At 74.6% G+C, this 26,164-nt stretch carries 30 protein-coding genes; 14 read left to right on the forward strand and 16 right to left on the reverse strand.

Features of this window, described 5'->3' with window-relative positions; genetic code table 11:
• Positions 1 to 5: 5 nt before the first annotated feature.
• On the reverse strand, positions 6 to 1,421 hold the full coding sequence (locus LQ51_RS26380; RefSeq protein ID WP_046570286.1) for a cytochrome ubiquinol oxidase subunit I: 1,416 nt from the start codon (positions 1,419 to 1,421) through the stop codon (positions 6 to 8).
• A gap of 224 nt (positions 1,422 to 1,645) precedes the next feature.
• Between LQ51_RS26380 and LQ51_RS26385 the strand changes: the two genes are divergently transcribed.
• Positions 1,646 to 2,059 carry a VOC family protein gene (locus tag LQ51_RS26385; RefSeq protein WP_046570287.1) on the forward strand — a complete coding sequence of 138 codons (414 nt, stop codon included), beginning with the start codon at positions 1,646 to 1,648 and terminating at the stop codon, positions 2,057 to 2,059.
• A 151-nt stretch (positions 2,060 to 2,210) separates the two neighbouring features.
• A complete protein-coding gene (locus LQ51_RS26390; protein WP_046570289.1) occupies positions 2,211 to 2,978 on the forward strand; it encodes a lysophospholipid acyltransferase family protein in 768 nt (255 codons plus the stop codon).
• Positions 2,979 to 3,015: 37 nt separating this feature from the next.
• Here the strand turns inward: LQ51_RS26390 and LQ51_RS26395 are convergent, their stop codons facing one another.
• The 3 genes from LQ51_RS26395 to LQ51_RS26405 are packed head-to-tail and all read right to left on the reverse strand — an operon-like array spanning position 3,016 to position 4,819.
• Positions 3,016 to 3,954: an ankyrin repeat domain-containing protein gene (locus LQ51_RS26395; protein WP_046570290.1), complete on the reverse strand. Its 939-nt coding sequence runs from the start codon at positions 3,952 to 3,954 to the stop codon at positions 3,016 to 3,018.
• Positions 3,955 to 4,011: 57 nt separating this feature from the next.
• The gene (locus LQ51_RS26400; RefSeq protein WP_046570292.1) at positions 4,012 to 4,380 is read right to left on the reverse strand and encodes a DUF4180 domain-containing protein; all 369 of its coding nucleotides are present in this window, start codon (positions 4,378 to 4,380) and stop codon (positions 4,012 to 4,014) included.
• Positions 4,373 to 4,819 carry a helix-turn-helix domain-containing protein gene (locus LQ51_RS26405; RefSeq protein ID WP_046570293.1) on the reverse strand — a complete coding sequence of 149 codons (447 nt, stop codon included), beginning with the start codon at positions 4,817 to 4,819 and terminating at the stop codon, positions 4,373 to 4,375. Before LQ51_RS26405 ends, LQ51_RS26400 begins: the two co-directional genes overlap by 8 nt.
• Positions 4,820 to 4,918: 99 nt before the next feature.
• Here LQ51_RS26405 and LQ51_RS26410 point away from each other — a divergent pair, with 99 nt between their 5' ends.
• Genes LQ51_RS26410 through LQ51_RS26420 form a run of 3 tightly spaced genes read left to right on the forward strand, consistent with a single transcriptional unit; the run spans position 4,919 to position 7,861 of the window.
• Entirely contained in the window at positions 4,919 to 5,686 is a 768-nt protein-coding gene (locus LQ51_RS26410; protein WP_046570347.1) for a glycerophosphodiester phosphodiesterase, read from the forward strand.
• 15 nt (positions 5,687 to 5,701) lie between these two features.
• Positions 5,702 to 7,093 (forward strand): MFS transporter, encoded by a 1,392-nt coding sequence (locus tag LQ51_RS26415; protein ID WP_046570295.1) that lies wholly within the window; start codon positions 5,702 to 5,704, stop codon positions 7,091 to 7,093.
• A 54-nt stretch (positions 7,094 to 7,147) separates the two neighbouring features.
• Positions 7,148 to 7,861 (forward strand): thymidine kinase, encoded by a 714-nt coding sequence (locus LQ51_RS26420; protein ID WP_046570297.1) that lies wholly within the window; start codon positions 7,148 to 7,150, stop codon positions 7,859 to 7,861.
• 16 nt (positions 7,862 to 7,877) lie between these two features.
• On the opposite strand, the gene LQ51_RS26425 is transcribed toward LQ51_RS26420, so the two are convergent.
• Positions 7,878 to 8,336, reverse strand: coding sequence for an Rv0361 family membrane protein (locus LQ51_RS26425; protein ID WP_046570298.1), 459 nt, complete (start codon positions 8,334 to 8,336; stop codon positions 7,878 to 7,880).
• A gap of 98 nt (positions 8,337 to 8,434) precedes the next feature.
• Between LQ51_RS26425 and LQ51_RS26430 the strand changes: the two genes are divergently transcribed.
• The gene (locus tag LQ51_RS26430) at positions 8,435 to 8,806 is read left to right on the forward strand and encodes a VOC family protein (protein ID WP_046570348.1); all 372 of its coding nucleotides are present in this window, start codon (positions 8,435 to 8,437) and stop codon (positions 8,804 to 8,806) included.
• A 71-nt stretch (positions 8,807 to 8,877) separates the two neighbouring features.
• Here LQ51_RS26430 and LQ51_RS26435 read toward each other — a convergent pair whose 3' ends face one another.
• Positions 8,878 to 9,705 carry an SDR family oxidoreductase gene (locus LQ51_RS26435; protein ID WP_046570300.1) on the reverse strand — a complete coding sequence of 276 codons (828 nt, stop codon included), beginning with the start codon at positions 9,703 to 9,705 and terminating at the stop codon, positions 8,878 to 8,880.
• 97 nt (positions 9,706 to 9,802) lie between these two features.
• Here LQ51_RS26435 and LQ51_RS26440 point away from each other — a divergent pair, with 97 nt between their 5' ends.
• The gene (locus LQ51_RS26440) at positions 9,803 to 10,210 is read left to right on the forward strand and encodes a winged helix-turn-helix transcriptional regulator (RefSeq protein WP_231605890.1); all 408 of its coding nucleotides are present in this window, start codon (positions 9,803 to 9,805) and stop codon (positions 10,208 to 10,210) included.
• Between the two features lie 36 nt (positions 10,211 to 10,246).
• On the opposite strand, the gene LQ51_RS26445 is transcribed toward LQ51_RS26440, so the two are convergent.
• Both LQ51_RS26445 and LQ51_RS26450 read right to left on the reverse strand, forming a co-directional pair.
• Entirely contained in the window at positions 10,247 to 11,092 is an 846-nt protein-coding gene (locus LQ51_RS26445; protein WP_052745066.1) for an LLM class flavin-dependent oxidoreductase, read from the reverse strand.
• A gap of 31 nt (positions 11,093 to 11,123) precedes the next feature.
• Complete coding sequence (locus LQ51_RS26450; protein WP_046570301.1) at positions 11,124 to 12,116, reverse strand: tyrosine-type recombinase/integrase; 993 nt, start codon at positions 12,114 to 12,116, stop codon at positions 11,124 to 11,126.
• Positions 12,117 to 12,293: 177 nt separating this feature from the next.
• Here LQ51_RS26450 and LQ51_RS26455 point away from each other — a divergent pair, with 177 nt between their 5' ends.
• Entirely contained in the window at positions 12,294 to 13,331 is a 1,038-nt protein-coding gene (locus LQ51_RS26455; RefSeq protein WP_046570304.1) for a helix-turn-helix transcriptional regulator, read from the forward strand.
• A gap of 218 nt (positions 13,332 to 13,549) precedes the next feature.
• Here LQ51_RS26455 and LQ51_RS26460 read toward each other — a convergent pair whose 3' ends face one another.
• The 4 genes from LQ51_RS26460 to LQ51_RS26475 form a co-directional block, all read right to left on the reverse strand.
• Entirely contained in the window at positions 13,550 to 13,975 is a 426-nt protein-coding gene (locus LQ51_RS26460; RefSeq protein WP_046570353.1) for an Hsp20/alpha crystallin family protein, read from the reverse strand.
• 224 nt (positions 13,976 to 14,199) lie between these two features.
• Entirely contained in the window at positions 14,200 to 14,718 is a 519-nt protein-coding gene (locus tag LQ51_RS26465) for a DUF2087 domain-containing protein (protein WP_046570306.1), read from the reverse strand.
• Positions 14,719 to 14,782: 64 nt separating this feature from the next.
• Complete coding sequence (locus tag LQ51_RS26470; RefSeq protein ID WP_046570309.1) at positions 14,783 to 15,349, reverse strand: isochorismatase family protein; 567 nt, start codon at positions 15,347 to 15,349, stop codon at positions 14,783 to 14,785.
• A 42-nt stretch (positions 15,350 to 15,391) separates the two neighbouring features.
• The gene (locus LQ51_RS26475; RefSeq protein ID WP_046570310.1) at positions 15,392 to 15,913 is read right to left on the reverse strand and encodes a MarR family winged helix-turn-helix transcriptional regulator; all 522 of its coding nucleotides are present in this window, start codon (positions 15,911 to 15,913) and stop codon (positions 15,392 to 15,394) included.
• Between the two features lie 70 nt (positions 15,914 to 15,983).
• Here LQ51_RS26475 and LQ51_RS26480 point away from each other — a divergent pair, with 70 nt between their 5' ends.
• Positions 15,984 to 17,219: an MFS transporter gene (locus LQ51_RS26480; protein ID WP_046570312.1), complete on the forward strand. Its 1,236-nt coding sequence runs from the start codon at positions 15,984 to 15,986 to the stop codon at positions 17,217 to 17,219.
• A 9-nt stretch (positions 17,220 to 17,228) separates the two neighbouring features.
• Here LQ51_RS26480 and LQ51_RS26485 read toward each other — a convergent pair whose 3' ends face one another.
• Complete coding sequence (locus LQ51_RS26485) at positions 17,229 to 17,624, reverse strand: cupin domain-containing protein (RefSeq protein WP_046570313.1); 396 nt, start codon at positions 17,622 to 17,624, stop codon at positions 17,229 to 17,231.
• 27 nt (positions 17,625 to 17,651) lie between these two features.
• Entirely contained in the window at positions 17,652 to 18,137 is a 486-nt protein-coding gene (locus tag LQ51_RS26490) for a GNAT family N-acetyltransferase (protein WP_046570315.1), read from the reverse strand.
• A 102-nt stretch (positions 18,138 to 18,239) separates the two neighbouring features.
• On the opposite strand from LQ51_RS26490, the gene LQ51_RS26495 reads away from it, so the two are divergent.
• Together LQ51_RS26495 and LQ51_RS26500 are read left to right on the forward strand one after the other, a co-directional pair.
• Positions 18,240 to 19,796: a glycosyltransferase family 39 protein gene (locus tag LQ51_RS26495; RefSeq protein ID WP_231605891.1), complete on the forward strand. Its 1,557-nt coding sequence runs from the start codon at positions 18,240 to 18,242 to the stop codon at positions 19,794 to 19,796.
• A gap of 54 nt (positions 19,797 to 19,850) precedes the next feature.
• Complete coding sequence (locus LQ51_RS26500) at positions 19,851 to 20,669, forward strand: TIGR04222 domain-containing membrane protein (protein ID WP_046570316.1); 819 nt, start codon at positions 19,851 to 19,853, stop codon at positions 20,667 to 20,669.
• Between the two features lie 26 nt (positions 20,670 to 20,695).
• Here LQ51_RS26500 and LQ51_RS26505 read toward each other — a convergent pair whose 3' ends face one another.
• Complete coding sequence (locus tag LQ51_RS26505) at positions 20,696 to 21,745, reverse strand: endonuclease/exonuclease/phosphatase family protein (RefSeq protein ID WP_082159660.1); 1,050 nt, start codon at positions 21,743 to 21,745, stop codon at positions 20,696 to 20,698.
• Between the two features lie 125 nt (positions 21,746 to 21,870).
• Between LQ51_RS26505 and LQ51_RS26510 the strand changes: the two genes are divergently transcribed.
• Positions 21,871 to 22,866: an RNA polymerase subunit sigma-70 gene (locus LQ51_RS26510; RefSeq protein WP_046570318.1), complete on the forward strand. Its 996-nt coding sequence runs from the start codon at positions 21,871 to 21,873 to the stop codon at positions 22,864 to 22,866.
• 59 nt (positions 22,867 to 22,925) lie between these two features.
• Complete coding sequence (locus tag LQ51_RS26515) at positions 22,926 to 23,375, forward strand: DUF6069 family protein (protein WP_046570359.1); 450 nt, start codon at positions 22,926 to 22,928, stop codon at positions 23,373 to 23,375.
• A gap of 28 nt (positions 23,376 to 23,403) precedes the next feature.
• Here the strand turns inward: LQ51_RS26515 and LQ51_RS26520 are convergent, their stop codons facing one another.
• The gene (locus LQ51_RS26520) at positions 23,404 to 24,888 is read right to left on the reverse strand and encodes a vWA domain-containing protein (RefSeq protein ID WP_046570360.1); all 1,485 of its coding nucleotides are present in this window, start codon (positions 24,886 to 24,888) and stop codon (positions 23,404 to 23,406) included.
• Positions 24,889 to 25,226: 338 nt separating this feature from the next.
• Here LQ51_RS26520 and LQ51_RS34615 point away from each other — a divergent pair, with 338 nt between their 5' ends.
• A complete protein-coding gene (locus LQ51_RS34615) occupies positions 25,227 to 25,814 on the forward strand; it encodes a hypothetical protein (protein ID WP_369799898.1) in 588 nt (195 codons plus the stop codon).
• The last annotated feature ends 350 nt before the right edge of the window (positions 25,815 to 26,164 follow it).

The following is a 26,164-nucleotide window of genomic DNA, read 5'->3' on the forward strand; positions in this document are numbered from 1 at the left end:
GGGGGTCAGTAGGCGAAGGCGAGCGGGCGCTCGGCGTCGTCGGTGTCGTCGTCGTCGGCCGGTTGCGGGGCGACGTCGGGTACGCCGGCCTTGGCGTAGCGGACCAGCAGTTTGAACTCGATCACCGCGAGGGTGGCGTAGATCAGGGTGAACGCGGTGAAGGAGGTGAGTACCTCCGTCAGCGAGACGCTGCGGGACACGCCGTTGCGGGTGAGCATCTCGCCGAAGACGATCCACGGCTGGCGGCCCATCTCGGTGAAGATCCAGCCGAAGGAGTTGGCGAGCAGCGGCAGCACCGGCATGACCAGGCCGGCGCGCAGCAGCCACCGGCTGCGCGGGGTGCGGCCCTTGCGCTGGCTCCAGAGCACCAGCAGCGCGATCGCGGCGGCGGCCAGCCCGAAGGCGATCATGAAGCGGAAGCTCCAGTAGGTGACCGGGATGATCGGGGTGTAGCTGCCGGCGCCGTACTGGCTGGCGTACTGGGCCTGCAGGTCGTTGATGCCCTGCACGGTGCCGTTGGGGTCGCCGGTGCCGAGGAACGACAGCAGGTACGGGATCTTGATGGCAAACAGCTCGCGGCTGCCGTCGAGGCTGCCGACGGTGAGCACGGAGAACGAGGCGGGGCTCTCGGTGGTGTAGAGGCCCTCGGCGGCGGCCATCTTCATCGGCTGCACCTCGGTCATGATCTTGCCCTGGATGTCGCCGGTCAGGATGACCAGCGCCGAGGAGATCAGCACCACCCAGGAGCCGAACCGGGTGGCGAAGCGGTAGCCGCCGGTGTCGGCGCTGCCCCGGTTGCGGATGACGTGCCAGAGGCCGACGGCGACGATCAGCGACCCGGCGACCAGGAACGACCCGGCCAGGGTGTGCGGGAAGGTGATCAGGGCGACCTTGTTGGTGAGCACCGCGACGAAGTCGGTCAGTTCGGCGCGGCCGGTGTCCGGGTTGATCCGGTAGCCGACCGGGTTCTGCATGAACGAGTTGGCGGCCAGGATGAAGTAGGCGGACAGGTTGGTGCCGATCGCCGCGGCCCAGATGGCGGCCAGGTGCAGCCGCTTGGGCAGCCGGTCCCAGCCGAAGATCCACAGGCCGATGAAGGTCGACTCGAGGAAGAACGCGACCAGGGCCTCGATCGCCAGGGGCGCGCCGAAGATGTCGCCGACGAAGCGCGAGTAGTCCGACCAGTTCATGCCGAACTGGAACTCCTGCACGATGCCGGTGACCACGCCCATCGCGAAGTTGATCAGGAAGAGCTTGCCGTAGAACTTGGTGAGCTTGAGGTAGCGCTCGTTGCCGCTGCGGTGCCACAGGGTCTGCAGGATGGCCACCAGCACGGACAGGCCGATGGTCAGCGGTACGAAGAGAAAGTGGTAGACGGTGGTGACACCGAACTGCCAGCGGGCGACGTCCAACGCGTCCACCTGAAAACCCCCAGCTGTTCATACTACGAGACGTAGTAAATACTACTCGGCGTCGTAGAGAAACCGGCAGGGCCGTGGGGCCCGAACCGACCCGGGACCAATGACCCTGATCACCCGGGCCCGGTGGGACCAACCGATCAGGATTGAAGAAGCGCGGTTCCCGGACCGCTCCGTAGCGTGACTGACGTCTGGATGATCAGAAAGCACGGAACAGGAGACAAGGCATGAAAGCGCACGTGAGCGCGATCCTCCTCGGCGTCCGGGACATGGAGCGGACCAGGCGGTTCTACACCGAAGGCCTCGGCTGGCAGGTCGCGCAGGACTACGGCGTCTCGGTGTTCTTCGCCTCCGACGGCGGCTCGCCGGTCGGCTTCTACGGCCGCGACGGCCTGGCCGAGCAGGTCGGCACGAGCCCCCAGGGCAGCGGCTTCAGCGGGCTGGTCCTCACCTACGTGGTCCGCAGCGAGACGCGGGTCGACGAGGTCATGGCGGAGGCCGAGAAGGCCGGCGCCACAATCCTCAAGCCCGCCGGCCCGCTGCCCTGGGGCGGCTACGGCGGCTCCTTCGCCGACCTCGACGGCTACATCTGGAGCCTCGGCTACAGCGCCCAGGGCGAGAACCAGCCCTACGCGGAGTGACCCCCGCGACGAGGCGGCCGGCGCGCCCCCGGGGCGGCCCGCCAGCCGCCTCCCCGCCACGCGCCCGCCGGCCGCGTCCCCGCGGCGCGTCCGGCGGGTGACCGGGATCGGGTGCCCCGCTCACCCCGGCGCGTGCGACCATCCAGCACTGATGAACAGCACCCCATGGCAGCCACCCCTGATCTGGCGCGCCGCCCAGGCACTCGCCCGCGCCGTCGTCGGCCTGCTCGGCCGCCTCGAGGTCACCGGGGAGGTGCCGGACGCGCTGCGGCGCGGACCGCTGATCCTGGCCGCCAACCACATCAGCCCGTTCGACCCGGTGGTGCTCGCCGCCGCCTGCCGGGCCCGCCGCGTCGCCCCGCGGATCATGGCCACCGGCGGGCTGTTCCGCGCCCCCGTCGTCGGGCCGCTGATGCGTCGTGCCGGGCACATCCGGGTCGACCGGGGCACCGACGCCGTGCACCGCTCCCTGCCGGCCGCCGCCGCCGCGGTCTCCGCCGGCTCGGTGGTGCTGGTCTACCCCGAAGGGCGCATCGGGCTGGACCCGGGCATGTGGCCCGAGCGCGGCAAGACCGGCACCGCCCGCCTCGCCCTGGCCTGCGGCGCCGCCGTCGTACCGGTCGCCCAGTGGGGCTCGCACGAGGTGCTGCCGTACCGGACGCCCAAGGGGATGCTGCCGGCACTGGCCCGCGCCGTGCTGCGGCGGCCGGTGATCCGGGTGCACTTCGGCGCCCCGGTGCCGCTGCAGGACCTGCACCCCGACACTCCCGGGGCCGCCCGGCGGGCCACCGACCGGATCATCGACGCGCTCACCGACAGCCTGGCCCCGCTGCGCCCCGACGAGCCGGACCGGCCCCGCCACGTCGACCCGGGCCGACCGGTCGACACCAGCCGCAGCCACCGCCGCCGACCGGTCTGACACCGCCGCCGTGGGCACGGCCCGGGGGCGCCGAGGGTCAGGGCCAGGCCCACCAGTCCCGCTCCGGCAGCCGCACCCAGGCGTCGGGCGGGCCGGTCACCGCCCGCGGGTCGGTCAGCCGCAGCCCGGCGTACGCGCAGCTGTAGGCCTCCGCCCGGTGCCGGTAGAGGTAGGCGGCGAGCACCAGCTCCGGCGGGTCGCCCTCGCCGGCCCAACCACCGGGGTGCAGGTCCCAGCCCTCGATGGCGCCGTCCACGGCGATGCTGCCCTGGTTGCCGCTCTTCGGGTTGGCGTACAGGCCGTAGCAGCGGGTGCCCACCGAGACGAGCCCCAGCACGCCCGGCTGCTGTGGGGCGTAACCCCACGGCTGGGTGACCACGCAGCCGCCCGGCACGTCGGTGACCCCCACGATGTCCAGCGTGGCCGCGCCGGTCGCCTCCGCCTCGGGCACCGGGGTCGCGTCGAGCCGGCGCACCACCTCCGCCGCGTCGAGCCCCGCCACGCAGGCCAGGCCGATGCCGTCGTACCAGATCTCGCCCAGCGCGGCGATCAGCCGGCGGGCCTCGGCCACGGCGTCGCGCTCGGCGTCGGTCAGTCCGGCGCCGGGCGGCGGCGGGCCGAACAGCTCCGGCTCCGGGCCGGCCAACGCCAGCCGCCCCGGCGACCAGCCGGACATCATCGGCAGCCACGGATCCGCGCCGGCCGCGGCCAGGGCGCGGGCGTTGTCGTGGCGGCTGTTGTCGACCGCCTGCCACAGCGCGGTCCGCCCGGCACGCAGGGCATCGACGTCGCGGACCCGGGCGGCCAGCAGCGCGATCACCTCCGGCGTGCCCGAGACGGCGGCCCGGTGCAGCGGCGTGTCGCTCCAGTCGAGCTCCGCGTCGGGGTCCGCGCCGGCCGCCAGCCGGTCCCGGATCTGCGTCGCGTCTGCCCAGGACCGGTAGCCGAGCCCGGTCCAGCCCTGTCCGTCCACCATCTGTCGCCTCCCCGTGCGGTGGTGCGGACCGTACCGCGCGGGGGTGACATCGTGGGGTCAGGCCCGGGCCCGCAGCCGCCCGTCGAGGGCGGCCAGATCCGGCACGAACCAGACGTGGTCGTGCCGGTTGGACTCCACGACCAGGGCCCGCAGCGCGGCGCTGGCCGCCAGGTGGGCGCTGATGTCGCCGACGACGACCAGCCGCAGCCGGTAGTTGACGAACTTCTGCATGATCTCCCCGGCGAACCGGTTGCCGAGGGAGAAGAAGGCCGGATCCAGTCGCTCGGCGGGCACCGCGACCACCTCGGCGCCGGCGAAGGCCGCGCCGATCAGGTCCAGGGCGTCGCGTTCGGTGGTCAGCGGCGGGCCGGCCGGGTCGCAGACCAGCACCGGCACCCCGGCGCGCTCCTCGATCAGGTCAGGCATCGCGCACCGGCCCGGTGAGCAGGCCGCCGTCGCGCAGCACGACGTCGACCAGCCGCAGCAGGTCGGCGGTGGCGACGGCGTCGCCCAGGATCATGATCGTCATGCGGTGGCGCTCCTCGTCGTGGACGGTCTGCACACGTAGCGGGTGGGCGAGGTCGTGGCCGGTGTTGGCGGCGGCGTGCACCAGGGTGGTGATCCGGTCGATCGTGCGCCGGTCCACGCCGTCGACCCGCACGACGCTCGATACCTCCAGCGCGGCGGTCCCGGCCGGCGGTCCCGGCCGGCCGGTCAGCGCGTCGAGGTTGGCCCGGGCGATCCGGTACTGCTTGCCGATCCGCACCGCGCGGAGCCGGCCGGTACGGATGTAGCCGCGCACGGTGCGCACGTGCAGGCCGAGCAGCTCCGCCACCTGCTCGACCGAGTACAGGTCATCACTCATCGCTCCCTATCGTAAGCAGGATAGGGAAGGATAGGGAAATTAGTTCGGGTGATGCCGGCCGGTCACCGGCGGGCCACCCGCACCGGGCATACTGCCGGCGTGCAGCCCCGACACGGCTACCTCGACGCCCCGCCGCCGCTGGCCTTCGCCCACCGGGGCGGCGCGGCCGACGGGGACGAGAACACCGCCGCCGCGTTCGCCCGGGCCATCGACCTCGGCTACCGGTACGTGGAGACCGACGTGCACGCCACCGCCGACGGGGTGGCGGTGATCTTCCACGATCCGACCCTGCGCCGGGTCACCGGCGAGCCCGGCCGCATCGCCGACCTGCGCTGGTCCGACCTCGCCTCGGTCCGCGTCGGCGGCGCCGCCGTCGTCCCCCGCCTGGACGAGGTCCTGGCCGCCTGGCCGGAGGTCCGGTTCAACGTCGACGTCAAGGCAGATGGCGGCGTCGAGCCGACCGTCGCCACGATCAGCCGCACCGGCGCGGCCGACCGGGTGCTGCTCGCCTCGTTCAGCGACGCCCGGCTGACCCGGCTGCGCGCGCTGGCCGGCCCGAAGGTCGCCACCAGCCTCGGCATGCGCGGGGTGGCCCGGATCCGGATGGCCAGCCTGCACGGGCGCTCCCTGCGGCTGCCCCCGTCCGTGGTGGCCGCCCAGGTGCCGCCCCGGTACGGGCGCATCCCGGTGGTGGACCGGCGGTTCGTCGCGTACTGCCACCGGTTGGGGTTGCAGGTGCACGTCTGGACGATCGACGAACCCGCCCAGATGCACCACTTACTTGATCTTGGTGTGGATGGCATCATGACCGATCACGTCGGCGTGCTGCGCGACGTCTACCGCAGCCGCGGCCACTGGGCCGCCTGAGCCCCGAGGACCCTGATGGCCGATACGGTCACCCCCGCCGTCGCCGAGCCCGCCCACCCGGGCAGCACCCGCCGCGAACGCACCGGCTGGTACCTCTACGACTGGGCGAACTCCGCCTTCCAGACCACCGTCATCACGGTCTTCCTCGGGCCGTTCCTCACCACCGTGGCCGAGCTGGCCGCCGGCTGCGAACTCGGCGCGGACAGCTGCGACGGGTCCGTGCACCCGCTGGGCATCCGGGTCGCCGCCGGCTCCTACTACCCGTACCTGATCTCGCTGTCGGTGTTCCTGACCGTGTTCGTGCTCCCGGTGGTCGGTGCGGTCGCCGACCGCTCGCGGCACAAGAAGCGACTGCTGGCCCTGGCCGCGTTCACCGGCGCGGCGGCCACCATCGGCTTCGTGTTCGTCACCGGCGAGCGCTACCTGCTCGGCGGCATGCTGTTCCTGATCGCCAACATCTCCTTCGGCGCGGCCGTCGTGGTCTACAACTCGTTCCTGCCACAGCTGGGCGGCCCGGACGAACGCGACGCCATCTCCAGCCGCGGCTGGGCCATCGGCTACCTCGGCGGTGGCCTGCTGCTCGCGCTGAACCTGGTGGCGGTCACGCTGCTCAGCGAGGAGGGCAACGACCAGCGCACCCTGGACCTGGCCCGCTGGTCGATCGTGTCGGCCGGGGTGTGGTGGGCGGCGTTCACCCTGTTGCCGCTGCGCTGGCTGCGCGAGCACCCCACCGCCGCGGCGCTGCGCGGCGGCGGCAACGTGCTCACCGACGGGTTCCGCCAGCTCGGCCGCACCCTGCGGGAGATCAAGGCGTACCCGCTGACGCTGTTCTTCCTGCTCGCCTTCCTGGTCTTCAACGACGGCATCCAGACCGTCATCACCCTGGCCAGCCAGTACGGCACCGAGGAGCTGCGGCTGGAGCAGAGCACCCTGATCGTGACGATCCTGCTGGTGCAGTTCCTGGCCTTCGGCGGCGCGCTCGCCCTGGGCGCGCTGGCCCGGCGCATCGGCGCCTGGAAGACGGTGCTGCTGTCGCTGGTGCTCTGGACGCTGGTGATCATCGCGGCGTTCCGGCTGCCCGCCGAGGCGCCGGTGCCGTTCATGATCCTCGGCGGCTGCATCGGCCTGGTGCTCGGCGGCAGCCAGGCGCTGAGCCGGTCGCTGTTCAGCCAGCTCATCCCCACCGGCAAGGAGGGCGAGTACTACGGCTTCTACGAGATCAGCGACAAGGGCACCAGCTGGCTCGGGCCGCTCGCCTTCGGCCTGGTGTTCCAGCTCACCTCCTCCTACCGGGTGGGCCTGGTCTCCCTGCTGATCTTCTTCGTGGTCGGGTTCGCGCTGCTGGCGGCCGTGCCGATCCGCCGGGCCATCATCGCGGCCGGCAACACCCCGCCCCGGGTGCTGTAGCCGGCCGCCGCGCCAGCAAGATCCTCTCGCGTCGATCGGCTAGGCTGCCCCGACGTGACCGACGACGCCGCCCCGATCTGCCTGGCCCGGCCCCTGCCCCGTCCCGGCGACGACCGTGCCGGCGGCTGCGCCGCCGCGCGCGGCGTGCACGGGCGCCCGCTGCACGCCGCCGCGTTGAAGTTCTTCTGGGGGCCGATGGACTGCGGCAAGTCCACCATGGCCCTGCAGATGAACTACAACCACGCCCGGCAGGGCCGCCGAGGGCTGGTCACCACCCGCATCGACCGCTCGCTGGGCCCGCAGGTCACCACCCGCATCGGGCTGGCCCACTCGGCCATCGAGGTCACCGACGAGCTGGACCTGCGCGACCTGGTCCGCGACGGCCTCGCCGACGGGGTACGCGTGGACTACCTGATCTGCGACGAGGCGTCCTTCTACAACCTGGAGCACATCGAGCAGATGGCCGAACTGGTCGACGAGTACGACGTCGACGTGTACGCGTTCGGCCTGGCCACCGACTTCCGGTCCTGCCTGTTCCCGGCCGCGCAGCGGCTGTTCGAACTCGCCGACGCGGTGGCCCGCATCCAGGTCGAGGTGCTCTGCTGGTGCGGCCGGGAAGGGCTGCTCAACGCCCGGGTCGTCGACGGGCGGGTGGTGCGCGAGGGCGAGCAGGTGGTCATCGGCGACACGGTCGACAGCGCCGACGTGCGCTACCAGGTGCTCTGTCGCCGGCACTACCGCTCCGGCGACCTGGGCCCGCGCGGCTGAACCCCCGGCCCGGGCCTCAGAACGGATCCCCGCAGACCCGCCACCTGCCGTCCTCCTGCACCACCGGCAGCTCCCGCTGCTCGCTGGCGCCGCCCTCGCGGGTCAGCCGCACGGTGACCGTGCCGCGTGGGCGCCCGCCCCGGGTGGCGACCGACACGTCGACGATCTCGTAGCCGCTGACCTGCGGCGGGGTGCGTACCCAGCTGGCGAAGCCGACCTGGCTCCACCGGCCGCGCGCGTCCCGGCACAACTTCTCGTACGCCTGGTCGGGGTCGCCGGCGACCACCTGCTGGAAGAACACGTCCGCGGTCTCCCGTACCGGGCCGTTGGCCTGCAGCACCACCTGCACGTTCCACAGCCCGAGGCCGGCCACCCCGACCAGGCAGGTGCCCAGCCCCAGGCCGGCGACCAGCACACCGCCGCGTACCGGCCGGCGTCGCCGGGCCGGCCGGTGGTACGCCCGCTCCCTGCCCATCACCTGTAGACGGTAGAGACCGGGACCGGGTGGGCGCAGGAACTTGTGCCCCTGGTACCTGCCACAGGATGTCAGGTACCGGCGGCAGGATGGGCGGCATGACAGTGCACGCCGACCTCGCGATGGTCAGTCTCGACAGCTCCGACCCCGCGGCCCACGCCGCCTTCTACTCCCGCGCCCTGGGCTGGGAGGTCACCCACAGCCAGGCCGAGTACGCGATGATCACCAAGGACGGGACCTCGATCGGCTTCGGCCTGGTGCCCGGGTACGCGCCGCCGGCCTGGCCGGACGAGGCCGCCGGCAAGCGTTACCACCTCGACTTACACGTCGACGACGTGACGGTCGCGGAGAAGGAGTTCCTGGCCGCCGGCGCGACGAAGCCGGAGTTCCAGCCAGGCGGCGAGCGGTGGACCGTGCTGCTCGACCCGATCGGCCAGCCGTTCTGCCTCTGCCCCCGTCCGCAGGGCTGACCGTTGGCCGGGCACGCCGAGCGATTCCACGCCCGGCGTGCCCGGCATCGGTCGGACCGGCGCACGCCCGGTCAGCGGAAGGCCGCCACGTTCTCCGCCGCCCAGCCCGCGAAGGTCCGCGCCGGGCGGCCCAGCACCCGCTCGACGTCGGGGCTGACCCGCTGCTCGGCCGGCACCGGGGTGCCCAGAATGCCGAGGGTCGCCGTCACGACCGGCTCGGGCATGAAGCGCAGCAACTCCGCCCGCGCCTGCTCCGGGCTCTGCTCGACGAACCGCACCGGTTCGCCGAGCGCGTCCGCTATCGCCCCGACCTGCTGCCGGGGCGTGACCGGCTGCGGGCCGGTCAGCTCGTACGTGGCACCGCTGTGGTCGCCCTCGCGCAGCAGGCGGGCCGCCACCTCGGCGATGTCGGTCGGGTCGACCGTCGGCAGCGCCACCCGGCCGAACGGCGCGTGCACCACGCGCTGGGCCCGCACGCCGGGAGCCCAGGCCAGCGCGTTGGAGTGGAAGCCGGACGGCCTCAGCAGCGTCCAGGCCAGTCCGCTGGCCCGGACCGCGTCCTCCAGCTCCGAGGGGTGTCGCCGGGTGGCAACGCCCTGGGAGGAGAGCAGGACCACCCGGCGTACGCCGGCGTTGCGGGCGGTGCCGAGGATGGCGCCCGGGTCGGCCCCGCCGGTCAGCAGTTCCCCGGTGAGCAGGAGAAACAACGCGTCCGCGCCGTCCAGCGCCGCCTTGAGCCCGTCCGGTTCGGCCAGGTCGGCCGGCACCGCCCGCACCCCGGCCGGCAGGTCCCCTGCCGTGACCCGCCGGGACACCGCCGTCACCGGCGCACCGGTGGTGGCCAGGGCCCGCACCAGGGGCCGGCCGACGTTGCCCGTCGCTCCCGTAACCACGATCATGATCCGCTCCTCTCCCTGCCCTCCGTGGGCACGTGGTCACGTTAGTTGCCGGCATATAGTAGGTACCTAGAGGAAAGTAATGGCCGGGGAGGCGATGGTGACCAGCGACACCGTTCCCGCGCACGGGCGGGCGGTAGATCCGGGACAGGCCTGCCCGATCGCACCCGTGGTGGACATCGTGTTCAGCCGCTGGACCACACCCATCCTGTGGGCGCTGCACGAGTACGGCCGGCAGCGTTTCGTCGAGCTGGAGCGCCGCCTGGCCAGCATCACCCCCAAGGTCCTCACCCAGCGACTGCGCCAACTGGAACGCGACGGCCTGGTGGTGCGCACGTACCACCCGGAGGTCCCGCCCCGGGTCGAGTACGAGATCAGCGAGCTGGGCCGCAGCCTGGCGCCGCTGTTCGCCACGCTGGCCGACTGGTCCGCCGCCAATCTCGCCCGGGTCGGCGCGGCCCGGATCGCCTACGACGCCCAGCCCCGGCCCGGTCGCCGCCGCGGCTGACCCGGCCGCGCACCGCAGCCACCAGCAGGCGCCCGCTCAGCGCAGCGGCCCGCGGGCGACCGCCGCGCGCATCGCCGCGGGGTCGCCGGCCGGGACGAACTCCAGCCACCAGGTCGCCCCGGCCGCCGCCAGCTCCCCCAGGTACCTGCGTTCGGCGCGCTCGTCCGGCCGGCGGCGCCGGCCGCCGATCGCCACGTCGAACGGCTGACCGTCGGCACGGGTGGCCGGCAGCGCGGCCACCAGGTCGTGCACCTCCTCGGGGGCGAAGTCTGCCCAGTCGCCGGTGTCGGTGAGCTTGTACGGCACGATCCCGTCGGCGCGGGCGGCCCGCCGCAGCACCGCCTTCGCCTGGGTGCTGCCACCGACCCAGACCGGCACCCTCGGCGACCGCACCGGCGCCGGCCGCAGCGTCGCGCCGTCGACCCGGTAGTGGACGCCCCGGTGCTGGACACGTTCGCCGCCGAGCAGCCCGACCAGCAGGTCGAGGCCCTCGTCCAGCATCGCCGCCCGAATCTTCAGGTCGGTCGGCTCGCCGAACGCGGTGAGGCCCCGGTCCTTCGGGTCGCCGACGCCGACCGCGACGGTGGCCCGGCCGCCGGAGAGGTGGTCGAGGGTGAGCACCTCCCGGGCCAGCTTCGCCGGCCGCCGGCGGGGCAACGCGGTCACCGTGGTGCCCAGCCGGAGCCGCCGGGTGCGGCCGGCGATCGCGGCGAGCAGCAACCACGGGTCGTACGTCGGCGGATCCTCGCCCTCGTAGTAGATCAGATAGTCCTCGAAGAACAGCCCGTCCCAGCCGGCCCGGTCCGCCAGCTCGCCCAGCTCGACCAGGAGGGCGGCGGTCATCGCCGGGCCGCCGCAGCAGATCTCCAGTCCGTGTCGCATCACCGCACGCTAGGACGGGCGTCCGACACGATCAGCCGCGCCGGCGGGCCCGGGCCGCCCAGATGGCGTACGCCGGGTCGCGGTCCAGGTTGTGCCGGTCCCGGTCGTAGCGGCGGGTGGTGCGCGGGTCGGCGTGCCCCATCGCGTCCTGCACGTCCTCCAACGGCACCCCCTCGGCACGCGCGGTGGTGGCGAACGCGTGCCGCAGCGAGTGCGGCGACAGCTTCGCCCAGGCCGCGATGCCGGCGGTGCGGGCCAGCCGGCGCACCAGCCGGAACACCGAGTGCCGGTCGAGCCGGGCGCCGGTGGCGGTGACCAGCAGCGGGCCGGTCAGCTCCGGCACCGTCACCCGCTGGGCGGCGGCCCGCGCGGTCAGGTAGGCGTCGACCGCGTACGCGGTGCCGGGGGTCAGTGCCCGGCGGCGTACCTTGCCGCCCTTGCCGACGAACCGCACGCTGCGGTGCCCGCGTTCCGTCCCGAGGTCGGCCACGTCCAGCGAGATCAGCTCACCGACCCGCAGCCCCAGGTCGGCCAGGAGCGCGATGGCGGCCCGGTTGCGCGCGGCCGTCGGGCCGGTCTCCGCCTCGGCGGCCGCCAGCAGCGCGTCCACCTCGTCGGGGGTCAACCCGACGGTGGCCGAGTGGTCCCGGTCGACCCGGGGCCGGTCGGCGGCGGTGACCGGGTTGGCGTCCAGCGCGCGCAGCTTGACCAGGAAGTCGTACCAACTGGACAGGGCGGACAGCCGGCGGGCCACGGTGGCCGGGGTGAGCGGCCGGCCGGTGCGCGCCGCCAGGGTCGCCTCCAGCGCCCGCCCGTAGGCGTTGACGTCCAGGAAGGTGGCCCGCAGCGGGTCGATCTCCCGCCCCGCGCACCAGGCCAGCCACGCGCCGACGTCCCGCCGGTAGGCGTCGCGGGTGTGCTCCGACAACCGGCGGTTGCGCAGCCACGCCTCGGTGAAGTCGGCCGGACCGCCGGGCAGGGCGGGCCGCGCCGACCCGCGGGCCAGCACCTCGGGACGCAGCATGTGAAAAAGGCTCTCAGCCGGCGGGGCGATTCGCGATGAGGCGCGCCCGACGGAATCGCGGCGACCGTCGCGCCGTGGGTCGAGCGGCCGCGGACCTGTCGACCGCCGGCGGGTACCGCGAGCTCGCCCGGCGGGCCGGGCCGCGACCGGTACGGCGCGGCGGGATACCGTCGGCGGGTGCGTGCCAGCCGCCTGGTCTCCCTGCTCCTGCTCCTGCAGACCCGGGGCCGGATGACCGCCCAGGAGCTCGCCGGCGAGCTGGAGGTCTCCGTCCGGACCGTCTACCGGGACGTGGAGTCGCTCGGCGCGGCCGGGGTGCCGGTGTACGCCGACCGGGGACCGGCCGGCGGCTACCGGCTGCTCGACGGGTACCGGACCCGGCTGACCGGGTTGACCGCGCCGGAGGCCGAGGCGCTGTTCCTGGCCGGCATGCCCGGCCCCGCGGCCGAGCTGGGACTCGGCCCGGTGGTGGCGGCGGCCGAGCTGAAGGTGCTCGCCGCGCTCCCCGATGAGCTGGCCGACCGGGGTGGCCGGATGCGGCAGCGGTTCCACCTCGACGCGCCGGGCTGGTTCCGGCACCCCGAGCCCACCCCCCACCTGGCCGCGCTGGCCCGCGCCGTGTGGGAGGACCGGCTGGTGCGGATGCGCTACCGGCGGTGGCGGGCGCCGCGCGAGGTGATCCGGGTGGTGGCCCCGCTGGGCGTGGTGCTCAAGGCGGGCCGCTGGTACCTGGTGGCCCGCTGCGACGAGCAGATCCGCACCTACCGGGTCGGCGCCGTGCTGGACGTGCTGCCGAGCGACGAGCGGTACGAGCGGCCGGCCGACTTCGACCTGGCCGCCTACTGGCAGGACTGGACCCGACGCTACGAACAGGACGTCTACCGGGCGCGGGCGCGGATCCGGCTGACCGTCGCCGCGCTGGAGTTCATGCCGTACGTCTTCCCGCCGGAGATGAGCCGCGCGGCCCGCGCGGCGGCCGGCCCACCGGACGAGCACGGCTGGCTGGAGACCATCGTGCCGATCGAGTCGGTCCGGCACGCCCACACCGAACTGCTCAAACTCGGCGCGGAGGTGGAGGTGCTGGAGCCGGCGGAGCTGCGGGACCGGCTGGCCCGCACCGCGCACGCGCTGGCCCGGCTCTATCCGGCCGCCCCGGACACGGCGGTGGGGACGTCCGTCGTGGACGCCCCCACCGGTCCCGCCGTCGGGCGCTGATCCCCCGGCGGCGCCCCATCGGCGCTGCTGCTCCTGCCCGCGCCCTGGCGCCGCCGCGATCGGCCGTCGGTGCCGCTGGCCGAGCCGGCCCGGACCGACGCTCGCCCAGGTGCGATGTCCCGGCCGGCGCCCGGTCGGGTACCGATCCGCCAGCGGGCACCCGGTCAGGCGCTGCGCTGCCAAGCGGGCGCCCGGTCAGCCGCCGGTCCGCCGGCCGGTCAGGCCCGGATCTCGCGGTGGCCGCTGCCGGTCGTGCTGACGCTGATCCGGCGCGGCTTGGCGCGTTCGGCGATCGGGATGCGCAGGGTCAGTACGCCGTTGTCGTAGCCGGCCTCCAGCTTGTCGGTGTCGAGGGTGTCGCCGAGGAACAGCTGCCGGGTGAAGGTGCCCATCGGCCGCTCGGCCGCGACCAGCTCGACACCCTCGCCGGTGGGCCGGCGCCGCTCGGCGCGCACCGTCAGCACGTTGCGCTCAACCGTGCAGTCGATGCTGTCCGGGTCGACGCCGGGCAGGTCGAAGGCGGCGTAGAAGAAGTCCCCGTCGCGATAGGCGTCCAGGTGCATGACCGCCGGCCGCGCGGTGGTGCCGAAGAACTGCTCGGCGAGCCGGTCGATCTCACGGAACGGGTCGGTACGCATCAACATGGCCATGCCTCCTCGGTTCTCCTCAACCCAGGGTGTCAAGTTGAGTCTGGTTGACTCAAGTTCCCGATTTCTTGTTTAGCGCGATCGGACGGCGTCGTCAACCCGGGCCGGCGGGAACGGGCCGGCGGAAACGGGCTGCCGGGAACGGGTCGGCTTCGGCGTCCGGGATGGAAGGCGGGCGGGCCGGCCGATCCTCGCCCGACGGTCACCGAGCCTCACCGGGGTCAGGGCCGCCAGTAGACGCCGTGGTCCCGGTGGAGCAGCCGCTCGTCGATCAGGTAGCGGCGCAGCGTCACGTGGTCGGCCGTACCGCCCTCGCACCAGCCGCGCAGCGCGTCGTCGACGGCGCGTTCCGGATACCGGACCCCGGTTTCGAAGGACCGGTCGGTGATGTGTTCCAGCAGCACGCGGCGACGGCCCCGCTGGGCGGGCAGCCGGGTCAGCGCCCCGTCGCGCAGGAAGGTGCGCAGGATCGACTCCCGGGGATTCGCGGCGGGTACGCTCGCCGCCGCGCCCGCCCGAGCCTGCTCGCGCAGCCACCGCCCGTCGACGCGCAGCCCGGTGCCGTCGTCGGTCACCACGCCCAGGTCGGCCAGCCGGCGAACGGCCGTGGCGGCGTCGCGGGTGGACAGCCCGGCACGGGACGCGACGGTGGTCAGGTCGGCGGCGCCGAGCACGATGGCGGCGAAGACGGCACGGCGGCGGTCGTCGGCGAGCGCACCCGCCAGGGCCTGTGAACTCATGTGCCGCAGCCTGGCAGTCGCGCCCGCCACCGGCCAGGCATTTTCCCCCGGGAGCGGCCGGCGGTCAGGCCCGGGCCGGGACCGCGAAGTCGACCGCGGCGGTGTCGACGGTGCCGGCGGTGCGCCCGGGCGCGCTGTGCTCTCCCCAGTACAGGTTGGTGTGGGCGATGACCTGGTCCGGCGGCGGCGCCCCGTAGTCGCTGAGGTCCTCCGTGGTGTGCGCGTCGGCGACCAGGGTCGCGTCGTAGCCCCGGGTGATCGCGCCGTGCAGGGTCGATCGGATGCACGCGTCGGTCTGCGCGCCCGCCACGACGAGCCGGCCGATCCCCCGCTCGGCGAGCACCTGCTCCAGGTCGGTGTCCTCGAAGGAGTCGCCGTACGCCTTGTGCACCAGCGGCTCGGCGTCGCCGCGCACCAGCTCGGGCACGTACTCCCAGGGCTGGCTGCCGGTGGGCAGGTCATCGCTGCGGTGCTGCACCCAGACGACCGCGACGCCGGCGGCGCGGGCCCGGTCGACGAGGGTGACGATGTTGGCCACGACCCGATCCCGGTCGTGGGCGTGGGCCACCACGCCGTTCTGGACGTCGATGACGAGTAGGGCGGTGTGCGGCCGGTCGGCGAGTGTGGTCATGGCGACTCCTCGGACGGGACGACTGGGCGTGCCAGCGCCAATCTAGCCCCGGCCGCCGACACCTTCCGGCCCTGGCGCGCCCTCGGCGGCCCGGCAGACCCGGCGCAGCAGGTCGGACAGGAGGCGCCGTTCGTCCGGGCAGAGCACGCCGAGCACCCGCCGCTCCTCGTCGCCGACCACCTCCATGGCGCGCCGCCAGGCGTCCCGGCCGGCGGTGGTCAACTCCACGTCGATGCGTCGCCGGTCCACCGTCGACGGGATCCGCCGCACATACCCGCGACGCACCAGCGCGTCGACCCGGGCGGTGATCGAGGCGGGCGCCATCCGCAGGTCGTCGGCGATCTCGGAGGGCGCGGCCCGGCCGCCCCGGCCGGCCAGGGCGTGCAGGGTGCCGTACTCCTTCTCCTGGAGGTCCAGTTCCGCCAGCGCGCGGTCCTTGACCCCGCGCAGGTGGCGGGTGAGCACCGACATGCGGGTGACCGCGCCCTCGATGTCCGGGTCCAGGTCGGGCAGGACGGGCAGCCAGCGGTCGACGTGTCGGTCGGTGCGATCACGGGCGGTCACCCGACCACCGTACGCGCACGAGCAATATTTTGTTGACGAAATATTCGGCGTCGAACTAACCTCCCCGGGCATGACGTCCCCCCTCCGGCTGCCCGCCTTCCGCCTGCTCTTCCTCGGCCGCACGGTCTCCGCCGTCGGCGACGCGGTGGTGCCCACCGCGCTGGCCCTGGCGGTGCTGCGGGCCAGCGGCTCCACCGCCGCACTCGCCGTGGTGCTCGGCTGCGCCATGCTGCCCCGGCTGCTGCTGCTCCCGCTCGGCGGCGTGGTCGCCGACCGGTTCGACGCCCGCCGGGTCGCCCTCGTCACCGACCTGGTGCGCTGCGCCGCCCAGCTGGTCGTCGGCGCGGAACTGCTCGGCGGCGCTCCCGCCCTGGCCCACCTCGCGGCGGCCTCCGCCGTCGGCGGCGCGGCCTCCGCGTTCGCCATCCCGACCGCGTCCCCGCTGGTCGCCGGCACCGTCGACGCCGACGGCCGGCAGCGGGCCAACGCCCTGATGGGCGTCACCGCCAACGCCAGCCGGCTCGCCGGTCCGGGCCTGGCCGGCCTGCTGATCTGGACCGTCGGCCCGGGGTGGGCGTTCGTGCTCGACGCCGCCTCGTTCGCGGTCAGCGCCGTGCTGCTGTCGCTCATCCGGGTCCGGCACGTCCCCGCGCCGCGCCGGTCGCTGCGCGCCGACCTGACCCTCGGCTGGCGGGAGGTGCGCTCCCGGGACTGGTACTGGAGCAGCCTGCTCGCCCACGGGGTGTGGAACGGCGCCGCCGCGGTGCTGCTCACCATCGGTCCCGTGGTCGCCGTGCAGCGGCTCGGCGGAGAGGGCGTGTGGGTGCTGCTGCAACAGGTGGGTGCCGCCGGCATGCTCGCCGGCGCGCTGCTGGCCGCCCGGCTCCGCCCCCGCCGGCCGGTGCTGCTGGGCAACCTCGCGCTGGCCGCGTACGCGGCCCCGCTGCTGCTGCTCGCCGGGGCGGCGCCCGCCCCACTGGTCGTCGCCGCCTACTGCCTCGCGTTGACCGCCCTCGGGTTCCTCAACCCGGTCTGGGAGACGGTGGTGCAGGGACAGTTCCCGCCGGCGGTGCTCGCCCGGGTCACCTCGTACGACTGGCTGGTGTCGCTGGGCGCCATGCCGCTCGGGTACGCCCTGGCCCCGCTCGCCGCCCGCGCCTGGGGACCGCCGGTTCCGCTGGCCGTCGCCGGGGCACTGGTGCTGGTGGCCTGCGCCGGCACCGCCGCGGTGCCCGGCGTACGGCGGATCGGCTGGCCGGCGCCCGCGCCGGTCCCGTCCCCGACCCGGACGCCGGTGACGCGCTGAACCCGCCGGTCAGAGCCGGTGCCCGGTGGTGGCGTCGACGTGCCCGGGCGCCTCCTCGTGCCGGTCCCCCACCGAGGAGGTGCCGGACGGCTCGAACATCAGGATCGAGGCCCCGTCCGGCGCGGACGGCCGGTGCTCGACGCCGCGCGGCACCACGTACACCGCGCCGCGGGGCAGCACCACCTCCCGCTGCCCGCCGTCGGCGCCGTCGCGCAACGCGATGCGCAACTCCCCGTCGAGCACCAGGAAGAACTCGTCGGTGTGGTCGTGGGTGTGCCAGACGTGCTCCCCGGCCACCTTGGCGACGCGGACGTCGTAGTCGTTGACGGTGGTGACGATGCGCGGACTCCACAACTGGTCGAAGCGCGCCAGGGCGGCGGTCAGCTCGATCGGTTCACTGCTCATCCGCCCATGATCGCCCATCGTGCCCAGTCACAGCCGACGGTGCATGACGTGCAGCCCCACCCGACCCTCGGTGGGGTGCGTGAACGCCTCCGGCACGGTGCCGACCACGGCGAACCCGACCGAGCGGTACAGCGCCACGGCGGCCAGGTTCGTCTCCGCCACGGCGTTGAACTGCATGGCCGCGTACCCCTCGCGGCGCGCCCAGTCCAGCGCCTCGCCGACCAGGGCGCGGCCCACGCCGCGACCCCGGGCCGCCCCGGCCACCATGAAGCTCGCGGTGGCCACGTGCGAGCCCGGACCCGGCCGGTTGGGGCCCATCTTGGCGGTGCCGAGAATCGTCCCGTCCTCCTCGGCGACCACGGTGCGCCCCGGGGGTCGCTCCACCCACACGTCGCGCAGGACCTCGGCCGGCCACGCCGGGTCGTACGGGAAGGTGTCGCCGGCCGCGACGACCGCCGCGACGATCGGCCCGACCTGCGCCCAGTCGGCCCCGGTGAACTCACGCATTCGCATCCGCTGCAGGTTAGTGCGGTGCCCGACCGCCGGTCACCGGGTTTCCGGCGGCCACCCGCCGCACCGCCCGGTGCCCCCCACCGGCGGCGCCGGAGGGCCATCATGGACGGCGTGGCCGAACCCGTCACCGACCTCGACCGCCCCGCCCCGGCGCCGTCGTCCCCGACGCCACCGCCGCCGGCCGGGCCGCGCACCGCCGGGCCGTGGCTGCTCGGCCTCGCCACCAGCGTCGTGCTGCTGCTGTTCGCCGGCCGGTACGGCTACCACCGCGACGAGCTGTACTTCCTGCTCTGCGGCCGGCACCTCGACTGGGGCTACGTCGACCAGGGGCCCCTGGTGCCGGCGCTGGCCCGGCTCGCCGACACCGTCGCGCCCGGCAACCTGGTGCTGCTACGTACCCCGTCGGCGCTGCTCGGCGGGGCCGCGGTGGCGCTGGTCGCCGCCATCGCCCGCGAGCTCGGCGCGGGCCGGGCGGCCCAGCTGTTCGCCGCGTTCCTCGCCGCCACCTCGGGCATCGTGCTGGCCGGCGGGCACCTGCTCAGCACCACCACGGTCGACCTGCTGGTCTGGCTCGTCGCGGCCTGGTGCGCGACCCGGATGCTACGCACCGGGGACACCCGGTGGGCCCTCGGCATCGGTCTGGCGCTCGGCGTCGGGCTGCTCAACAAGCTGCTGCCCGGGCTGCTCGGGATCGGTTTGCTGGCCGGGGTGGCGATCGCCGGGCCGCGCCGGTTGCTGCGGGACCGCCGGGTGCTGGCCGGCGCCGCCGTGGCCGCCCTGCTCGCCGTGCCCTACCTGGCCTGGCAGGCCGCCCACGGGTTCCCGCAGCTGTCGGTGGCCGCCTCGATCGCCGGCGGGGACAGCTCCTACAGCGGCCGGCTCGACGCGGCCGTGCTGCAACTGATGATCGTCAGTCCGTACGCGACGCCGATCTGGGTCGCCGGGCTTGTGGCGCTGCTGCGCCGGCCGGCCTGGGCGGCGTACCGGGCGCTGGGCTGGGCCTGGCTGGTGGTCTTCGGGCTGGTGCTGCTCGCCGGCGGCAAGGGCTACTACGACGCCCCGCTGCTGCTGGTGCTCACCGCCGCCGGCGCCGTGGTGACCGTCGACTGGGCCGTCCGGCGCGGCGCGCGCCTGCGGCGGGCCCTGCTGGCCGTGGGCGCCGCGATCACCCTCGCCGGCAGCGCGGTGCTGCTGCTGCCCACCCTGCCGGCGCAGCGGCTGCCCGGCTTCGTGGTCGACGTCAACTACGACGCGGGCGAGACCATCGGCTGGCCGGCGTTGGCCGACTCGATGGCCGCCGTGCACCGCGCCCTGCCGCCGGCCGAGCGGACCCGGGCCGTGCTGCTCACCGGCAACTACGGCGAGGCCGGGGCGCTGGCCCGGTACGGGCCGGCCCGGGGGCTGCCGCGGGCGTACTCGGGGCACAACAGCATGACCCGCTTCGGCCGGCCCCCGGACGGCGCCGACGTGGTGATCGCCGTGGGTTGGGAGCGCCCCGACCAGCTGCGGACCTGGTTCACGGAGGTTACCGAGGCCGGCCGGGTCGACCAGCGGGTGGCGGTCGACAACGACGAGAACGGCCTGCCGATCTTCGTCTGTCGGGGCATGCGGCGACCGTGGTCGCAGATCTGGGACACCGAGGTACGGCACGCTTCCTGATCATGGTCGTCGGCCGGCGCCGGCGGTCCGCGCCGCCGCGCGATACTTGGCGCCATGCTCTGGGGTGTCAGCGGACCGCTCTTCCTGCTCGACTACGTCACGGCGGTCGCCGCGGCCCTCGCGATCGCCGTGGCGGTACGCGAGCTGACCGGCCGCCGCGCCCGGGGCGAGCGGCCGGACACCATCGAGCTGGCGTACCTGACCGACCGGGCGGGCCTGGCCTGCCAGGTGGGCGTCGCGGTGCTGCGCCGGGCGGGGGTGGCGCAGCTCGGCGAGCTGGGCACCCTGTCGGTGGACGGCCCGCCCCCGCCCCGCTCGGCGGCGCTGGTCCGGGCCCTGCACGCCGCGCTGCGCCGGCCGCAGACCTGGGCCGCGACGCTGGCCGACCCGCACGTCGGCCGGGCGCTGCGCCGCCTGGTCGGTCGGCTGGTCCGCGACGGCTGGCTGCTCACCCCGGCGCAGCGGCGGCGCATCGCGCTGGGCACGCTCCCGCTGTTCGCGGTCGCCGCGGTCGGGCTGACCCGGCTGGTGGACAGCGCCGTCGAGGGCCGTGACGCCGGCGGGCCCGCCTCGGTGGCCGGCCTGCTGCTGTGCTGCCTGGCCACCGCGCTCGGCGGCTGGTGGCTGTGTGAGGTGCCGGAGACCGGGGCGGCGGCCCGGCGGCTGCTGCGCCGGATGCGCCGGACGCACGCCGACCTGGACCCGGAACTGCGGCCGGCGTGGAGCGAGCGCGGCACCGACGAGTTGCTGACCGCGATGGCGCTGTTCGGGCCGCGCCCGCTGCTGGCCGTCGATCCCCGGTTCGCGGTGCGGGTCGGCGTCGATCCGGAGGGCACCCGGCCCAGGCAGCCGCCGAAACTCGCCCGGCGCTGACCGGCCCGGGTGCGCCTCGGACTCGGTCACCAGGCGATGCGGGCCGCCACCGGCAGGTGGTCGCTGCCGGTGGCCGGCAGCACGCGCGAGTTGGTCGGCGTCACGCCGCGGACCATGATCTGGTCGATCCGGACCATCGGGAACGCCGCCGGCCAGGTGAAGCCGAAGCCGTCCCCGGCCGCGACCTGAGCCGAGCGCAGCCGGGACGTGATGCCGCCGAAGGCACGGTCGTCCATGGTGCCGTTCAGGTCGCCGAGCAGCACCACCCGCTCGCTCCGCTCGGCGGCGAGGGCCTGGCCGAGCGCCTGCGCGTTCCGGTCCCGGTGGGCCGTCCAGAAGCCCGCCCTGGGATTCACCCGGGCCGATCCCAGGTGGGCCACGTACACGGCCAGCGGGCCGCGGTCGGTGCTCACCGTGGTCCGCAGCGCCCGGGTGTAGGTCGCTGTGACCTCGGCCGGCTTCGTGTCGCCCAGCGGTCCCGCGTCCATCTTGATGTCGACCGGCGCGGTGTCGGACAGCGGCAGCGTGCTCCACAGCCCGACCGTGCCCAGCACCGTGTGATACCGGTACGTCGCCGCCAGCGCCTCCTCGTACGTGCCGCGGGCCTCCTCGGTCAACTCCACCAGGGCCAGCACGTCCACCCCGGAGGCGGCCAGGGCGCGGGCGGTGCCGGCGGGGTCGGGATTGCCGGCGCCGACGTTGTGCTCACCCACGGTGAGGAAGCCACCCGACCGGGACTTGTCGGCGAGCAGCCCGCCGAAGAGGCTCAGCCAGACCAGAGCCGGCAGCAGCAGCGCGGCCACCGCGGTGGCGGACCGGCGCCACCACGCCCCGGCCAGCAGCGCCGGGATGAGCAGGCCGAACCACGGCAGGAACGTCTCCACCAGGCTGCCGAGATTCCCGATCCGGTTCGGGATCCTCGCGTGCAGCAGCATGACCAGCCCCAGCAGCAGCGCCGCCGCCGCGAGCACCGGCCCGCGACGCCAGGGGCCGGGCCGGCAGACGGCGCGTACCGCCCGGCGGACAGGCGCGCGCCACCGGCTGGCCGGTCTGGTCTCCGTCGTCACCACAGGCATGGACCTGAGGGTACGAACCAGCACATATGAGCGGCATAAGGGGAGGCTGCCGTCCGGGTGATGAGTTCCCGCGCCCGGACCCGTCACACCTGTGACAGGACCCGACGGGACGGAAGGATGACGCGATGAGGGTGGACACGCGGGAGGAGTTGGGCGTGAGCGGGTCGGGTGAGATCGAGGAGCCGGCGTTCACGGCACTGGCCGAGCGGCACCGGCGGGAGCTGCACGTGCACTGCTACCGGATGCTCGGATCGTTCGACGACGCCGAGGACGCCGTGCAGGAGACGTTCCTGCGCGCCTGGCGGCGGCGGGAGACCTTCGAGGGACGCGCGCCGTTCCGGGCCTGGCTGTACCGGATCGCCACCAACACCTGCCTGGACCTGCTCGCCCGGCGCCGCCCCGAGCCGGCGACCGGCGGCGAGGTGCGGTGGCTGCAGCCCTACCCGGACCGGCTGCTCGACGAGTTGCCCGCGGGCGACGCCGACGAGCCGGAGAGCGTCGCCGTGGCCCGGGAGACGATCGAGCTGGCGTACCTGGTGGCGGTGCAGCACCTCGCGCCGCGCCCGCGGGCCGTGCTGATCCTGCGCGACGTGCTCGGCTGGCCGGCGCGGGACGTCGCGGAGCTGCTCGGGGACTCCGTCAACTCGGTGAACAGCGCGCTGCAGCGGGCCCGCGCCGGCATGCGGGAGCACCTGCCCGCCGAGCGGCAGGACTGGACCGGCGCCGAGGACGACGCCGGGACGCGGGAGCTGGTACGCCGATTCACCGAGGCCAGCGTGGCCACCGACATCGCCGCGCTCACCACGATGCTGCGCGACGACGTCCGCTGCGCGATGCCACCCACGCCGGGCGTCCAGGTGGGCCGGGACGCGGTGGTGACCAACTGGATCGACGACGGCTTCGCGGACATGACCGGCCTGCGCGCCGTCCCCACCGCCGTGAACCGGCAGCCCGCCGTCGCCTACTACCACTGGCGGGAGCAGGCCGGCGCCTACCTGCCGCTGACGATCGACGTGCTGCGCATCACCGGCGGGGAGATCACCGAGATTCTCATCTTCCACGCCGACCAGTTCCCGCGGCTCGGGCTGCCGCAACGCCTGCCCGCGGACGGCATCGAGTGATCCCGGACCAGGACCCGTCCTCACCCGTGCACCCCCACCACCCGACCGGGAGCAGCACCATGAGCAGCACGAGCGACACCATCGCCGGCCCCGCGACGCGCCGGGCCGACCGCGGCCACCGATTCCGCCGGCTCGCCGGCACCGGCCTGATCGCCGCCCTCGCGGCGACGGCGGCCACCACCCTCGCCGCCGCGCTCGCCCGGGCCGGCGGCGTCGACTTCGAGATCCCCGACGGTGGGGAGACGATCCCGCTGCCCGGCTTCGCCGTGGTGACCGGCTTCTTCTCCATCGTGGGCGTCGTCATCGCCGCCGCGCTGCTGCGGTGGGCCGCCCGCCCCGCCGAACGGTTCCGGTGGACGGCGCTGTCGCTGACCGCGATCTCGCTGGTCCCGCCGTTCCTCTCCGGGGCGGACACCGCCACCGTCGCCACCCTTCTCGGGCTGCACCTCGTCCCGGCGTCGGTGATGATCCCCACCCTGGTCCGGAGCCTGCGCGCCGGGACCGGCTGAGGACCTCACCCCGACACCGGCGCCCGGGCTAGCGGCGCAGCTCCTCGGCCGCCCGGATGGTGCGGGCCAGTTCCCGCACGTCCGGGTCCTCGGTCGCGGTGGCCGCGCCGTCGGCGATCGACGCCAGGTCGCCCAGCCGTACCGGCGCGCCGTCGTCGGCGCCGCGCAGCGCCACCGCGAAGTAGGCCGCGGCGTAGCAGGTGCGCAGGCGCGGCGACGCGGCGTCGAAGGCCGGGTCGAGGTCGGCCACCCGGACCGACTGGTACGTCTCGGCCGGCCGGTGGTCGCTCGGATCGGTCCAGCGCACCTGCACCCGGGCCGCTCGGGCCGACGCCGGCGCGCCCTCGGCGAGCTGGACGGCGTACAGCGCCGTGACGCTGTGGCCGGGGCCGACCTCGCCGCCGTCCACCCGGTCGTCGCGGAAGTCCTCGTCCGCGACGGCCCGGTTGTCGTAACCGATCAGCCGGTAGGAGCGCACCGCCGCGGGGTCGAAGCTCACCTGCACCTTGGCGTCGAGGGCCCGGACGCTGAGGGCGGCCGGCAACTGGTCCACGAACATCTTCCGGGCCTGCTCGCGCTCGCTGACGTAGACGACGAACCCGTCGCCCCGGTCGGCGAGCTGCTCCATCAGCCGGTCGCCGTAGTCGCTGCCGACCCCGACCCCGAGCAGGGCGATCTCCTTCTCCGCCTCGTCGCGTACCCGGCGCAGGATGGGTTCGGCGTCGGTGCTGCCCACGTTGGCCAGCCCGTCGGAGAGCACGATCACCCGGTTGGTCCGCCCGGCACGGAACCCGTCGCGGGCCACCCGGTAGCCCAGCACCAGGCCTGCCTCGAGGTTCGTGCTGTCCCGGGTACGCAGCGAGTCGACGGCGTCGTGCAGCCGCCGCGCGTCCGAGACGGGCGTCATCTCCCGCAGCACCCGGGCTTCGGTGCTGAACTCGACGACCGCGATGGAGTCGGTGGGGCGCAGCTGGTCCACCAGCGTGTGCAGGGCGTCCTTGACCAGGTCGAGCCGGCCGGGCTCGTCCATCGACCCGGAGGTGTCGATGACGAAGGTGAGCGCGGCGTCCGGGCGGGATGCCCGGTCCTCGGCGCGGGTCTGCAACCCGACCCGCATCAGCCGGGTGCGGTCGCCGCCCTCGTGGGCGCGGGGCGGGCGGGCACCGTCGACGTGCACCGCGAAACCGTCGCCGGCCGGCTCCGGGTAGCCCTGGCGGAACGAGTTGACGAACTCCTCGGGCCGCACCGTGGCCCGCTCCGGCAACCGGCCGTCGGCGATCAGCCGCCGGGCGTAGCCGTAGGAGGCGGTGTCGACGTCGACGGCGAAGGTGGACAGCGGGTCCCGCTCGGTGGAGGTGTCGGCGCCGCCCGGCCAGGGGCTGCCCTCGTACGGGCGGGGCGGCGCCTCGGCGGTGCCGCTGCGCGCGCCGGTGTCGGCGGCGGTGCAGGCACCGATCGCCGTCGCGGCGAGCAGCGCCACCAACAGCAGCGGTGACCGTCTCCAGTGGAGCATCGGATCCTCCCGGCGGGGTGAGGGGCGGCGGATCCGGTCGGGACGCACCGGATCCGTTTCGGTCATTGACGCAGACCGACGTGGTGACGGCTCCCGCCGTGGTCGAGCCGAGACCCAAGCGTGAGCCTGGTGCCCGTACCGAGACCCGGACGTCAGTTCTGTGACCGTTTCGTGCGCGGGCCGTTACCTCGCCCGGCGGGCCCGGCCCCGGACTGCCCGGGGCCTGGCGGTGCCCGGCCGCGGACCTGCCCGCGGCCTGGCGGTGCTGCGCGGCCTGGGCAGGCCACGCGGCTGAGCGGCGCAGGTTTCCGCTGCGGGTCCGGCGGGAAGCCACCGACATGGCCGAGACCTTCGCTGATCAGGACCTGACCACCCTGCGGTCGATCGCGCGCGGTGCCGGCATTACGGACACCGAGCGCATGCCGCACGATGAGCTTGTCGACATGTTGCGCCGGGCCGGGCTGGCCGATCCGGACAGCCGACCGGTCGACACCAGCCTGGCCGACCCGGGTGATCCGGGCACCGACGCCGGCCGGTACCACGCACGGGGTGCCGGGCGCCGCGAGTCCGCCGGTGGCGCCGGCGGGCAGAACGCCGACTGGCCGGACCAGCCGACGCAGGACCCGGCCGGGCTGTCCGGTCTGCCCCGCAGCAGCCTGACGCTGGGTGACGAGAGCACCGGCGGGCGCGCCGCCGAGGAGGCGATCGGCGCCCGACCCGGGGAATCGGGTACGGAAATCGAGGATCGCAGCCAGGACACCCGGGGCGTGCAGGGCGAGATCCAGGATCCGGCCGGCCTGTCCGGTCTGCCCCGCAGCAGCCTGACGCTGGGCGACGAGAGCACCGGCGGGCGCGCCGCCGAGGAGGCGATCGGCGCCCGACCCGGGGAGTCCGACACCGAGATCGACGACCGTACGCAGAGCTGATCGCGCGTGCCGCCCCGGGGTTCGCGCCCCGGGGCGGCACCGCGTCCGCTGACTGCGACACGCGCTCCCGCCGTCCACACCGGCCGGCGGATGCCGACGTGGTGGTGACCGTCGCGACACGAGAAACGCGGGCGTTCAAATCGTCATAACTCGGTAACCGTATTGCATACTTGACTCACGTTGGGAGTGCACCGGAGGCGCATCCGGACCCTCCCCCTGCCCGGACGCCCGGCAACCGGTGTCCGGCTCGGACCCCCGTCGGCGCGGTCCCCGGACGCCGTCCGGCCGACCGGCTCCGGCGGGGAACGGTGATTGGGGTGATCACCGCGACCGGCACGGGCCTCGCCCTC

Source organism: Micromonospora sp. HK10 (genome assembly GCF_000982955.1).
GTDB lineage: Bacteria > Actinomycetota > Actinomycetes > Mycobacteriales > Micromonosporaceae > Micromonospora.